Source organism: Mesorhizobium sp. M7A.F.Ca.CA.002.05.1.1, from assembly GCF_003998335.1.
Classification (GTDB): Bacteria; Pseudomonadota; Alphaproteobacteria; order Rhizobiales; family Rhizobiaceae; genus Mesorhizobium.
On sequence record NZ_RZQI01000086.1, the window covers coordinates 1 to 11,841 of the forward strand.

Annotated in this window: 12 protein-coding genes; 7 read left to right on the forward strand and 5 right to left on the reverse strand. The window is 65.8% G+C overall.

The window, feature by feature from the left end; translation table 11 throughout:
- The 3 genes from EN939_RS07020 to EN939_RS07030 form a co-directional block, all read right to left on the reverse strand.
- The coding region (locus EN939_RS07020) for an aldo/keto reductase (protein ID WP_164750900.1) at positions 1-760 on the reverse strand (760 nt) is incomplete at its 3' end.
- Between the two features lie 163 nt (positions 761-923).
- Entirely contained in the window at positions 924-1,556 is a 633-nt protein-coding gene (locus EN939_RS07025; RefSeq protein ID WP_127267443.1) for a Vgb family protein, read from the reverse strand.
- Between the two features lie 36 nt (positions 1,557-1,592).
- Positions 1,593-2,813 (reverse strand): helix-turn-helix domain-containing protein, encoded by a 1,221-nt coding sequence (locus EN939_RS07030; RefSeq protein ID WP_127267444.1) that lies wholly within the window; start codon positions 2,811-2,813, stop codon positions 1,593-1,595.
- A gap of 306 nt (positions 2,814-3,119) precedes the next feature.
- Here EN939_RS07030 and EN939_RS07035 point away from each other — a divergent pair, with 306 nt between their 5' ends.
- The 3 genes from EN939_RS07035 (at position 3,120) to EN939_RS07045 (ending at position 5,261) form a co-directional block, all read left to right on the forward strand.
- Positions 3,120-3,872 carry a DUF899 domain-containing protein gene (locus EN939_RS07035; protein WP_127267445.1) on the forward strand — a complete coding sequence of 251 codons (753 nt, stop codon included), beginning with the start codon at positions 3,120-3,122 and terminating at the stop codon, positions 3,870-3,872.
- A gap of 83 nt (positions 3,873-3,955) precedes the next feature.
- The gene (locus tag EN939_RS07040) at positions 3,956-4,216 is read left to right on the forward strand and encodes a hypothetical protein (protein WP_127267446.1); all 261 of its coding nucleotides are present in this window, start codon (positions 3,956-3,958) and stop codon (positions 4,214-4,216) included.
- A gap of 40 nt (positions 4,217-4,256) precedes the next feature.
- Positions 4,257-5,261, forward strand: a complete 1,005-nt coding sequence (locus tag EN939_RS07045; RefSeq protein ID WP_127267447.1) for a zinc-dependent alcohol dehydrogenase family protein — start codon at positions 4,257-4,259, stop codon at positions 5,259-5,261.
- A 63-nt stretch (positions 5,262-5,324) separates the two neighbouring features.
- On the opposite strand, the gene EN939_RS07050 is transcribed toward EN939_RS07045, so the two are convergent.
- Both EN939_RS07050 and EN939_RS07055 read right to left on the reverse strand, forming a co-directional pair.
- The gene (locus tag EN939_RS07050; protein WP_127267448.1) at positions 5,325-6,323 is read right to left on the reverse strand and encodes a bestrophin family protein; all 999 of its coding nucleotides are present in this window, start codon (positions 6,321-6,323) and stop codon (positions 5,325-5,327) included.
- A gap of 56 nt (positions 6,324-6,379) precedes the next feature.
- Positions 6,380-7,000, reverse strand: a complete 621-nt coding sequence (locus tag EN939_RS07055) for a TetR/AcrR family transcriptional regulator (protein ID WP_127267449.1) — start codon at positions 6,998-7,000, stop codon at positions 6,380-6,382.
- A gap of 290 nt (positions 7,001-7,290) precedes the next feature.
- Between EN939_RS07055 and EN939_RS07060 the strand changes: the two genes are divergently transcribed.
- The 4 genes from EN939_RS07060 to EN939_RS07075 all read left to right on the forward strand — a co-directional run bounded on the left by EN939_RS07060 (position 7,291) and on the right by EN939_RS07075 (position 11,802).
- Complete coding sequence (locus EN939_RS07060) at positions 7,291-7,788, forward strand: (2Fe-2S)-binding protein (RefSeq protein WP_127267450.1); 498 nt, start codon at positions 7,291-7,293, stop codon at positions 7,786-7,788.
- On the forward strand, positions 7,785-8,843 hold the full coding sequence (locus EN939_RS07065) for an FAD binding domain-containing protein (RefSeq protein ID WP_127267451.1): 1,059 nt from the start codon (positions 7,785-7,787) through the stop codon (positions 8,841-8,843). Before EN939_RS07060 ends, EN939_RS07065 begins: the two co-directional genes overlap by 4 nt.
- Positions 8,833-11,091 (forward strand): xanthine dehydrogenase family protein molybdopterin-binding subunit, encoded by a 2,259-nt coding sequence (locus tag EN939_RS07070; protein WP_127267452.1) that lies wholly within the window; start codon positions 8,833-8,835, stop codon positions 11,089-11,091. Before EN939_RS07065 ends, EN939_RS07070 begins: the two co-directional genes overlap by 11 nt.
- A gap of 231 nt (positions 11,092-11,322) precedes the next feature.
- The gene (locus tag EN939_RS07075; protein WP_127267453.1) at positions 11,323-11,802 is read left to right on the forward strand and encodes a (2Fe-2S)-binding protein; all 480 of its coding nucleotides are present in this window, start codon (positions 11,323-11,325) and stop codon (positions 11,800-11,802) included.
- Positions 11,803-11,841: the final 39 nt, after the last annotated feature.

Below are 11,841 nucleotides of genomic sequence, written 5' to 3' on the forward strand. Positions count from 1 at the left end.
TCTGCAGGTCCTGGGCATCCAGTTCAAAATCGAAGACATCGAAATTGGCGGCGATGCGATCCCTGCGGATTGACTTTGGAATGACGATCAGCCCCTCTTGGAGATGCCAGCGGATGATCGCCTGGGCGACGGACTTGCCATGTTTTTTGGCGATGCCTGAAATGGTCGGATCGCCGAGCAGCCGGCCGCTGCCCAACGGGCTCCAGCTTTCGATACGGATGTCGTGCTTGGCGTGAAAGTCCCTGACACCGCGCTGCTGGAACTGGGGATGCAACTCGATCTGGTTGACGACGGGCGTCACGCCGGTTTCCGCGATGATCCGCTCCAGATGGTCCTGGTTGAAGTTCGAAACGCCGATGGACTTGATGCGGCCGGCCTGCCGGAGTTCGACCAGCGTCTTCCAGGCCTCGACATATTTGTCCTGGCTGGGCACAGGCCAGTGGATCAGGAACAGGTCGATCTGCTCAATGCCGAGCTTGGCCATGGTGTCATCGAAGGCGCGTAGCGCCGCATCGCGCTGGTGTGCGCCGTTGCGCAGTTTCGAGGTGATGAACAGCTCAGCCCGCGACACGCCGGCGCTGCGGATCGCCTCTCCGACCCCTTCCTCGTTCTGGTAGCCTTCGGCGGTGTCGATCAGACGATAGCCGGCCTCGATGCCCCAACTCACCACCTCGGCGGTAATATCCTGGTCGACCTGCCACACGCCAAGGCCGAGCTGGGGAATGGCGGAGCCGTCGTTCAATGCAATCTGTTCGGGCATGATGGGCTGTCCAGGCATGGGGGGATCCTTTGCAAAGCGGGTCCGGGCGGTCTGCCCGGTGCACAGCCTATCTAGGTCCGACAGGATGCGACGACCAGCCGACAGCGGACAAATTGCCGTGTGAAGTGCGCCTGCAAGTGTGACTTCGGCGTCGGCCGCATCCTCACCGCGGCCGGCGCACCGCCCTCACCACCCCGGCGGATGTGCTGCCGCAATAGAGGCGGTCGCCGCCATCGGATTCCAGCCCCGACACGCCCATGCCGGCCGGCATGTCGAGCTTCTCGAGAACCTTGCCTGATCGCGGGTCGACGCGGCGCAGGTCGCTCTGGTCGCCTTCCCAGGTGGCGTGCCACAGCTCGCCCTCGACCCATGTCACCCCGGTGACGAAACGGTTGGATTCGATGGTGCGCAGGATCGCCCCTGTCTCCGGGTCGATCTGGTGGATCTTGCGTTCGCGATATTGCCCCACCCAGAGCGTCCCTTCGGCCCAGGTCAGCCCGGAATCGCCGCCGCCGCCCGGCGCCGGAATGGTCGCCAGCACCTGGCCGGTATCAGGGTCGATCTTCTGTATCAGGTCGTCGGCAAGCTGGAAGAAGTGCTGGCCGTCCCAGGCGGTGCCGGCATGCGCCGCGACGTCGATCGAGCGCAGCGCTTGGCCGTTTTCCGGGTCGAAGGCGTTCAGCTTCTCGCCCGAGGCGAACCAGACATTGTTGCCGTCAAAACTCACCCCATGCACCCTCTCCACATCTGGAAAGGGTCCGTATTCGCGCAGAATTTCGGCCGCTGACTGTTTCATGTCCTTGTCCTCACTGAGATGGTCTGATGTCCCCTACTAACCACTCGGCAGCGGCGCCGGGAGTAACAAGGTGGTCGTGAATCCCGCCACCGGCGGCGTCATCCAGCGGCGCGCCCGGCCGTGACCGAAAAACTGCACCTTGCCGGCCTCGCCAAGCTGCTCCAGCGCCCGTTGCACACTGCGTTGGCCGGTGCCAAGCGCCAGCGCCAACGCCGAACTCGCCCAGGATTCACCATCGGCAAGGAAAGCCAGCACCGCCGCGTGCCGCTCCTCGATCGGCCGCGCCAGCACCAGCACCTCGCGTGCCTGGCGCGGCGCCAGCGCGAAGCCCTGGCTGGTCGCGCCGATGTCGGCCAGGCCGCGCAATTCGGTGCGCAGCCGGCCGATCTCGACCCGCAGCCGTGCCCGGTGCGATTCATCGGCGTGCCTGCCGCCGAAGGCTTGCGCGATCAGCCTCGCCCTCGACACATCGCCTGGCCACGCTTCGGCGAGCGTACGGGCCAGCGCAAACAGCACCGGGCGCGTTGCCAGCGAGACCGTTTTCTCCTGTTGGCGCACGACATAGCGAAAGCTATCGACCAGCAATGCCGGCGACGCTTGCAACGCCTCGACGTCCTCAAGCAGCAACGAGCGCTGCTCGCCAGCCGCGATCAGCCGCGCCGCCGGTGTGTCCAGCGCCAGGAATGCGCGATCGACTTCAGCGATGAGCCCCGCAATGCCGGCCTGGCGGGCGGCGTGGCGTGCCCACTCCAACGCCCTGCGCGCCCGCTTCGTCTTGAGGCGCCGCATCGCGATGCCGGCGACGGCCAGCTCGTGGGCGGCGCGCGAGGCCGGCGGAAGCGGCATCGGATCGAGCCCGCCCAGCACGTCTTCGGCCTCGTCGAGACGGCCGATCAATAGCAGGCGGCGCACCTTGAGGTGGCCGGCATGCGCTGCGTTCAGCCGGTCGCCATGCTTTTCCAGCGTCGCCCGCGCCGCATCCAAAGCCTTGGCCGGCCAGCCGAGATCGCGTGAGACCAGCGCGATCTCGGCCTCGGCAACGACGCATCTCGCACGCGCAACCGCCTCTTTCGGGCCGAAGCCACGCGCGGCCCGCCGCAGCAGCGCCTTGGCGCGATCAAGATCGCCAAGTTGCGCCATGGCGATGCCGCGCAGCGCCAGCGCCGGCGGATCCTCGCGCAGGGCGACGCGATCCAGCGCGCCGAGCGGATCGCCTCCGGCCAGCGCCAGCGCCGCGGCGGTGATCAGCGAATCCATTCAAATCCCGTCACACTTGTAACTCCCACCCTTGTGCGTCGCCGCCCTAACTTAAATCCGTACCATGAACCGGCAAGCCGCATCGGCCAACTCTATCGGCAACGTGCGGCACGCCAAGGGAGAACCGACAATGCCAACCGACACTCCTCTCCATGACGCGGCCGAAGGCACCGTGAGGATGCGCCACCCCTGCTGCGACGGGCCGGCTCCTGCAAATCCCGTCACACTTGTAACTCCCACCCCCGCGCTTCACCGCCCTATTCTGGCTGACAGCAAGCGACAACAGACTGGCAAAGGAGACGACCAATGACCAAGCACATCGCAATGAAGACCCCGCCGATCGTTTCGAGGCAGGACTGGGAAGCCGCCCGCGAACAGATGCTGGTGAAGGAAAAGGCAACGCTGCGGGCCAAGGACGCATTGGCCGCCGAGCGCCGGCGCATGCCGTGGATGGAAGTCGACAAGGCCTATGTGTTCGAGGGGCCGAACGGCAGAGCGAGCCTGCTCGATCTGTTCGAAGGCCGCCGCCAGCTGATCGTCTACCGCGCCTTTTTCGAGCCCGGCGTGCATGGCTGGCCCGATCATGCCTGCCGCGGCTGTTCGCTGGGCGCCGACCAGGTCGGCCACCTCGCCCATCTCAACGCCCGCAACACCACTCTTGCCTACGCTTCGCGTGCCCCGCAAGCCGACATTGCGCGGCTGAAGCAGCGGATGGGCTGGCAGATGCCCTGGTACACAATCACGGACAGTTTCGACAAGGACTTCGGGGTCGACGAATGGCACGGCCACAACGTCTTCATCCATGACGGCGACCGCATCTTCCGCACCTATCTCATCAACAGCCGCGGCGACGAGGCGATGGGCACCGTCTGGAGCTATCTCGACGCGACGCCGCTCGGCCGCCAGGAAATTTGGGAGGATTCGCCCGAAGGCTATCCGCAGACCCCGCTCTATTCCTGGTGGAACTGGCACGACAATTACGACGCCGGGGCCGACAAGAAATGGGAAGAAGTGTCTGCTGCCGGCGAGGCTGCATTCCGCGACAAGGGCGAGCAGTAACGGTTGTTCAGTCTGGGTTCCTCTCCCCACTCCGTGGAGAGAGGAACCTGTCGTGGCTGGCATGATCATCAAGGATTAAGGCGATGAGCGATATCCATACCGGTGCCGGCAGCACGATCCCGGAAGCCGCAACCCTCGGGCTGGCCGACTGGCTTTGCCTTGCCGCGGCACCGACTTTCGCCGTGATGGCGCTGCTCACCTGCATCTTCAGCGGCGATGCGGCCATGCAGTGCATGGGCATCGACGCCTCGCCCCTCACGGGCATGGCCGCGATGTATCTGCTGATGAGCGCCTTTCATCTGGCGCCCTGGCTGCGGGTGATCTCAGGCCGGCAGGCCCGCTAGACCATTCCAATTCCAGACACCCCACACATCGGAGAAGACAATGAGACTGGTCAGGCTGAGAGCGCCGGGCGGCTTGGGCAATCTCGACCTGGTCGAGGAAGATCCGCCCCAGCCAGGGCCGGGCGAGGTTCTGGTCAGGATCCGGGCCTGCGCGTTGAACATGCGCGACGACTTTGCCGTGCAAGGCAAGATGCCTCTCGCCGACGGCCGCGTTCCGCTCTCCGACGGCGCCGGCGAAGTGATTGCCCTCGGCGACGGTGTCGATGCACTCAAGCCCGGAGACAGAGTCGTCAGCGTCTTCTATCCCTGGTGGCTGGGCGGTGACATGACGCCCTGCACCCGGCGCGATATTCCGGGAGACAGTTTCGACGGCTTCGCCAGCGAGTATGTCTGCATGCCGGCGCACGCTTTCACCAAGGCACCGGCAGGCTATACGCATGTCGAGGCGGCGTCGCTCACCTGCACGGGCGTTACTGCCTGGCGCGGCCTGGTTGTGTGCGGCAAGGTGAAGCCGGGCGACGCGGTGCTGGTCCTCGGTTCGGGCAGCGTATCGCTGTTCGCGCTGCAATTCGCCAAAGCCGCCGGCGCCCGGGTCATCGCCACCTCATCCGACGAGCAGAAGCTGGAAAGGCTCACGCGCCTCGGAGCCGACGCCGTCATCAACTACAAGTCCGTCCCGGACTGGGGTCGCAAGGCCAGGGATCTGACGGGCGGACGCGGTGTCGATCACGTGATCGAGGTCGGCGGACCCGCCACGCTGGCGCAGTCGATTATCGCCTGCCGCACGGGCGGTCACATCGCGCTGGTCGGCGTCCTGACCGGTTTTGCGGCGGAAGTGTCTATCCCTGCCCTGTTTTCCAACCAGATCCGCATCAGCGGCATTTCCATCGGCAGCCGGGCCGACCAGGAGGATATGATCCGGGCGATAGAGACTATCAGGCTGAAGCCCGTCATAGACCGCCATTTTCCGCTGCAGGACATCGCCACCGCCTTCGCGCATTACGAAACCCAAAAGCATTTCGGCAAGGTCTGCCTCGACGTTTGAGCGGCCTCCGCCAGCAGCACGATGAAGAGGACCGTCGGGTCCGCGCCTTCGTCGTGATCCTGCCTAGGTCGCGATGTCGTTGACCGGCATCAGGGGCTTGGGAAGATCGGCCTCGCCGAGCCCGCTGCGCAACTCGATCTCGATGTCGCGGCAAATCTGCGAGATCGGGACGTCGTTGGCGTTGCCCTCGAACGGGTTGGCGCTGCTTTCGCCGACCTGGTCGAGGGACATGTAAGCCCAGCCCAGCAGCGTGCTGAACGGGATCGTCAGCCAGATCGCGATCGACCCGAGCGCCCCACCCAATTTGCCCATATCGGCAAAGACGGGAACGACCCCGAACGGCAACAGCGTGCAGAAGATCATCACGAACATCGAACTGACGATGGCGTATTGCCGGGGATAGGGATTGTTCTTGATGCGATCGCAGCGCGCCTGCTGGTCATGGAAGTCGCGGATCAGCTTGGTCAGTTCGCCATAGATCTGAGGAGGGAGCTTTGTGTCCTTGAACAGCGCATTGACCTGGACAGATTGCAGTTCGAGCAGGGCTATCGCCGGCTGGGGCGATTTCAGGACGTCCTCGGCCTGTTCGGCGAGCAGCGGACGGAATTCGTCGGCGATCGAGCTCGCATCCTCATGGATGCGGTAGCGCCGCCGGTATTCGATATTGGCGGCCCGCGCCATGGATTCCCATGGCATCGGCCGGCGCAGGGAAAAACGCAATGCCGTCATCCAGGCGATGTGGCGATAGATGAGCTGTCTGGCCGTCGGCGCGTCAAGGAAATCCCTGCAGAAATTGGACCACAACCGGCTGCTGGCCGTAATTTGCGTAAAAGCCTGCAGCGCGTCGCTGCTGCGGGTGAACACCTGCGAATTCTTGAACCCGGCAACGAGTGACACGGTGGTGCCAAGCACCAGCACCACCGACCATGGCACCGAAAACCCGGCGATGCCTGGAAGACGGTAAGCCGCCACGGCCAGTCCACTCACCACCACCATGTAGATGACGCTGCGCCGCGACCACAGCGCGAAGTCCACTATTTTGTAGGAGCGGCCTACATACATCGGGTCCCCTCAATTTATCGACAGGTGTGGTTTTGCACGGGCGGAATCTCGTCGCCTCATTGTGCCTTTGCAGCCCCGAACCGCAACCCGTCCATCAACAGCTTGACCAGCCGGCGCGAGCGGTCGCGCCATTCGGGGGTGTCGGGCGCTGAGTAGATGCCGCCCAGCGCGTGCAGCACGTCGGAAGCGTCGACGTCGCCGCGGATGGTGCCGTCGGCCACCGCCGCCTCGACCAGCTGCCGCAAGGCTTGCGACACCCGGCCGAACGTGTCGGAAAACAGCGTCGAATTGGTGGTGAGCACAATGCGCAGGCTGGTCGCCAGGCCGCGCTTGGTGGCGATGTAGTCGACGAAGCGCTGCATCCACTGTTCCAGCGCGACATCGGACGGATGTTTCTGGGCAAGCTCGCCGGCGGCCGCGCAGAGCGCCTCCACCTCCCGGCGATAGACCACCTCGACCAGATGCTCGCGCGTCGGGAAATGCCGGTAGAGCGTGCCGATGCCGACGCCGGCGCGGCGCGCGATCTCCTCCAGCGAGCCATCGATGCCGCGCTCGGCAAAGACCGACACCGCCACCTCGACCAGCCGGTCGCGGTTGCGCCGCGCATCGGCGCGCAGCGGCTTCGCGTCTACGGCCTCGGCCTTCTGTTCTGTAATGGCGGACGGCTCGCTGGCCAATTTTTTCTCCACATCGTGTCAGGGGGCTTGAACCCGGCCGGTTCAGCCACCACGTATTAAACGGAGGCGCCTCCGTTTTAGTGGAGCACCTTTATCATATAATCAGGGGAACCGGTATGTCACGTCTTTCGAACACGCAAGCCGACATCTCCCCTGCCCGCCTGCCTCGCGGGAGATCCGCTGCCATCTCCGCTTTCGCCGTCAAGACCTGACCGAACGGTTACCTTGCCCTTCCGCGGCAAGGCACCAGTTCAATCCCATCCGCGTCAAGCAACTGGAGCCAGACGCCCATGACCAGCCTTCCCATCACCCTCACCATCAACGGCCACCGACACGAACTGGAGGTCGATCCACGCGTAACCCTGCTCGACCTGCTGCGCGAGCGGCTTGATCTCACCGGCACCAAGAAGGGCTGCGACCGCGGCCAGTGCGGCGCCTGCACGGTGCTGGTCGACGGCAAGCGCATCAACTCATGCCTGGCGCTAGCGGTCAGCCATGACGGCGCCCAAGTCTTGACCATCGAAGGCGTCGCCCACGGCGAGGAACTGCATCCGGTGCAGGCCGCCTTCATCGCCCATGACGGCTTGCAGTGCGGGTTCTGCACACCCGGCCAGATCATGAGCACGCTCGGCCTGATCGCCGAGGCACAGGCCGGCGACGATCCCGAACGCATCCGTGAGGGGCTGAGCGGCAACATATGCCGATGCGCGGCCTATGGCGGCATCGTCGAGGCCGTCCTGGAAGCCCAGCAACAGCTTGTCAAAGCCGACCGGAGGACCGCGGCATGAGAGATTTCGATTACATCAGGCCAGCCACCATCCCCGACGCCATCGCCGCGGCAGCCGAGCCGGGTTCGGCCTATCTCGCCGGCGGCACCAATCTGCTCGACCTGATGAAAGGCGGCATCACCAGTCCCGAGCGTATCGTCGACATTTCCCGGCTGCCGGAGCTCAACCGCATCGAACGGCTGGACGATGGTGGCCTGCGCATCGGCGCGCTGGTCCGTAATGCCGACCTTGCCTACGATCCGGCGTTCGCGAAATCCTATCCGGCGGTGGCCGAGGCGCTGCTGTCGGGTGCTTCGGCGCAGCTTCGCAACGCCGCCACCGTCGGCGGCAATCTGCTGCAGCGCACGCGCTGCAGCTATTTCTACGACACCGCCAGCGCCTGCAACAGGCGCGAGCCAGGCGCCGGCTGCGATGCGCTGGGCGGCGAGAACCGCCTGCACGCCGTGCTAGGCTGGAGCGACGCCTGCATCGCCACCCACCCGTCGGACTTCTGCGTGCCGCTGGTGGCGCTCGACGCCGTGGTCGAGATCGAGGGCAAGAAGGGCCGGCGTCATGTGACACTGGAGGAATTCCACCGGCTTCCCGGCGAAACGCCGCAGCGGGAGAATGCGCTAGAGCCCGGCGACCTGATCGTGGCGGTGCGCCTGCCGGCGGAGGCGGCCTCCTTCTCCGCCAATGCCCGTTACCTGAAAGTCCGCGAACGCACCTCTTATGCTTTTGCCGTCGTATCGGCCGCGGCAGCGCTCGTCGTCGATGGCGGCAAGATCCGCGCCGCAAGGCTGGCGCTGGGCGGCGTCGCGGCCAAGCCGTGGCGAGCCCGAACGGCGGAAGCCGTCCTGCTTGGCGCGGACGCCAGCGAGGCGACCTTCTCCAGCGCCGCGGACGCTGCCTTGGCCGATGCCAGCCCCTCCGGCGACAATGCCTTCAAGATCGAGCTTGCCCGCCGCATCGTGGTCAGGGCGCTGATATCTGCGCTTTCGGGAACGCCCGAGCGTCTGCCAGCCCTTCCTGCCTCCCCGTTCTCGAACATTCCCGGAGCGCGCCATGTCGCTTGAACTCAGCCTCAACCAGCAACCCGCCCATGCCCGGCAGGGCTCCAGCATCGGCCAGCCGCTGACCCGCCGCGACGGCTTTCTGAAAGTCACCGGAGCCGCGCGCTATGCCGCCGACAACCACCCGCCCGGCATGCTCTACGCCGTGCTGGCGGTCAGCAGCATCGCGCGCGGCCGCGTTGCCGCTCTGGATATCGAGGCGGCCAAGGCGCACCAGGGCGTGGTCGAGGTGATGACGCCCAAGAACCGGCCGGCGCTCGCCGCTGACCCGGACGCCAAGGACCACCCCTTCATGTTCCGGCTCGACCTGCTGCAGAACGATCAGGTCCGCTACCCCAACCAGAGCATCGCCGTGGTGATCGCCGAGACGCTGGAGGCGGCAACCGAGGGGGCGGCTTTGCTGTCGCCGCGCTATGAAGTGCTGCCGGCGCGCGTTGGCCTCGACGGCGCTGAAAGCTTCGTGCCGCGTGGTGTCGGTGTCGGCGGTCCGGCCGTGCAGCACAAGGGCGATGTCGAGGCCGGCCTCAAATCCGCAAAGACGCGGATCGAAGCCACCTACGAGACGCCGGCCCAGTACCACAACGCCATGGAGCCGCATGCGATCGTCGTCGCCTGGGATGGCGACACACTGTCGATCGACACACCGAGCCAGGGCCTTGCCATGGCGCAGGGCCGCATCGCCGGCCTGTTCGGCATCGCGCCGGAAAACGTCCACATCCGCAGCCCGTTCCTGGGTGGCGGCTTCGGTTCGAAAGGCATGATCTCCGGGCCGCAGGTGCTCGGCATCCTGGCGGCGCGCCTCGTTGGCCGTCCGGTCAAGCTGGTGCTGCGGCGTGAGCAGATGTACGGCCCGGTCGGCCACCGTGCGCCGACGCGCCAGACGCTGCGCATGGGCATGGATGGCGAAGGGCGGCTGACGGCACTCGACCATCACGCCAAGACTGCGTCGAGCACGTTCGACGATTTCTTCGAACCGGCGGCGGATGCCTCGCACACGCTCTATGCCAGCCCGGCCATCGCCACCTCGCACGATGCGGTGCGGTTGGACACCGGCACCCCGCTGTTCATGCGGGCGCCCGGCGAAGCGACCGGCTCGATCGCACTCGAAAGCGCCATCGATGAGGCGGCACACGCCTGCGGCATGGACCCGCTGGAGTTCCGGCTGCGGAACTATGCCGAGGTCGAGCCCATGACCGGCAAGCCGTTTTCTTCCAAGGCGCTGCGCGAGTGCTACAGGCAAGCGGCCGAGACGTTCGGCTGGGCGAGCCGCCTGCTTCAGCCGCGGCTGATGCGCGACGCGGACGGTTTCCTGACCGGCTGGGGCATCGGCACGGCGACGTTTCCGGCCCTGATGTTCCAGGCCGAGGCCCGCGCCGTGCTGAGAAGCGATGGCAGCGGCCTGATGGAGACCGGCGCGCAGGACATGGGGCAAGGCGCCTGGACCGCCTTCGCCCAGATCGCCGCCGACGGACTGGGACTGGATATCGACCAGGTCGATTTCAGGGCCGGCAGTTCCGATCTGCCCAATGCAGGCATTGCCGGCGGCTCCGGCCACACGGCGACGGCCGGCATGGCGATCCACAATGCGGGTGCCGCCGTCATCGCCAGGCTCGCCGATCTCGCCACCGGTGACGAGCACTCACCGCTCTACGGCGCCGGCAATGAAGGCGTGCTGGCGCGCGGCGGTCGCCTCTATCGGCGCGACGATGAAAGCCGCGGTGAAAGCTATGCCGAAATCCTCACGCGCGCGGGCCTCACCGAGATCGAGGGCCATGGCAAGGGCGCTGCGGACCCGGCATCCCAGGAAACCTATGCCAAGCACGCGCATGGCGCCGTGTTCGCCGAGGTGAAGGTCGATCCGGATTTCGGCCAGATCCGTGTCACAAGGCTGGTCGGCGCGTTCGCCGCCGGGCGGGTCATCAATCCCAGGCTGGTGCGCAGCCAGTATTATGGCGGCATGATCTGGGGCGTCTCGTTCGCGCTGCATGAGGAAGCCATCACCGACCGGCGCTCTGGCCGGATCCAGAATGCCAACCTCGCCGAATATCATGTCCCGGTGAATGCCGACGTTCCGTCGGTCGAGGCGCTGCTGGTCCACGAGGACGACCCTCACGTCAACGCACTCGGCATCAAGGGGGTCGGCGAAATCGGCATCACCGGCACGGCCGGCGCCGTCGCCAATGCGGTCTGGCATGCGACCGGCGTGCGGCCGCGGCGCTTTCCGATCCGCATCGAAGACCTGCTGGGGTGAGGTGAGATCCGCCTAGCGGACGGGAAGCCAATTGCTCGGCTTCCCGTCCGACGAACGGTGAAGGCCCGGTCCGCCTTCGGGCGGATCAAAAGGTCCAGTGGGCCTTTTAAAAGGGCCGAACGCCCGAAGGTCCGGAGCGACAGCGAAGGGCCGGACAGCGGGCGCCAGGTCCCCCGCCGGCCCACCATGAGATCAACCGACTTCGCGTCAAGCAACTGGAGCCAGGCGCCCATGACAAAAACAACAATCCCAGTTCATCTCGATATCAACGGCCGTCATCACGATCTGCAACTCGAGCCGCGCGTCACGCTGCTCGATGCCTTGCGCGACCGCCTCGGCCTGACCGGAACCAAGAAGGGCTGCGACCACGGCCAGTGCGGCGCCTGCACCGTGCATGTCGACGGCGAGCGCGTGCTGGCCTGCCTGACGTTGGCCGCCCAAGCCGAAGGCCGCACCGTCACCACCATAGAGGGGCTTGCACGGGAGGGCGAAATGCATCCCGTGCAGGCTGCCTTCCTCGAACAGGACGCCTTCCAGTGCGGCTATTGCACGCCGGGCCAGATCATGTCGGCGGTCGCCTGCATTCGTGAGGGCCATGCTGGCTCCGACGACGAGATCCGCGAATACATGGCCGGCAATCTCTGCCGCTGCGGCGCCTATCCGCACATCGTCGCCGCTGTCCGCCAGGCAGCATTGGAGGCTGCATCATGAGGGATTTTTCCTATGTGCGCGCCAATTCGCTCGCTGCGG

Excerpts from the sequence above, each read along its gene's own strand:
- EN939_RS07060 (WP_127267450.1), top strand. The coding sequence starts at position 7,291 with ATGACCAGCCTTCCCATCACCCTCACCATCAACGGCCACCGACACGAA.
- EN939_RS07075 (WP_127267453.1), top strand. The coding sequence starts at position 11,323 with ATGACAAAAACAACAATCCCAGTTCATCTCGATATCAACGGCCGTCAT.
- EN939_RS07035 (WP_127267445.1), top strand. The coding sequence starts at position 3,120 with ATGACCAAGCACATCGCAATGAAGACCCCGCCGATCGTTTCGAGGCAG.
- EN939_RS07045 (WP_127267447.1), top strand. The coding sequence starts at position 4,257 with ATGAGACTGGTCAGGCTGAGAGCGCCGGGCGGCTTGGGCAATCTCGAC.
- EN939_RS07065 (WP_127267451.1), top strand. The coding sequence starts at position 7,785 with ATGAGAGATTTCGATTACATCAGGCCAGCCACCATCCCCGACGCCATC.
- EN939_RS07040 (WP_127267446.1), top strand. The coding sequence starts at position 3,956 with ATGAGCGATATCCATACCGGTGCCGGCAGCACGATCCCGGAAGCCGCA.
- EN939_RS07025 (WP_127267443.1), bottom strand. The coding sequence starts at position 1,556 with ATGAAACAGTCAGCGGCCGAAATTCTGCGCGAATACGGACCCTTTCCA.
- EN939_RS07050 (WP_127267448.1), bottom strand. The coding sequence starts at position 6,323 with ATGTATGTAGGCCGCTCCTACAAAATAGTGGACTTCGCGCTGTGGTCG.
- EN939_RS07070 (WP_127267452.1), top strand. The coding sequence starts at position 8,833 with ATGTCGCTTGAACTCAGCCTCAACCAGCAACCCGCCCATGCCCGGCAG.
- EN939_RS07030 (WP_127267444.1), bottom strand. The coding sequence starts at position 2,813 with ATGGATTCGCTGATCACCGCCGCGGCGCTGGCGCTGGCCGGAGGCGAT.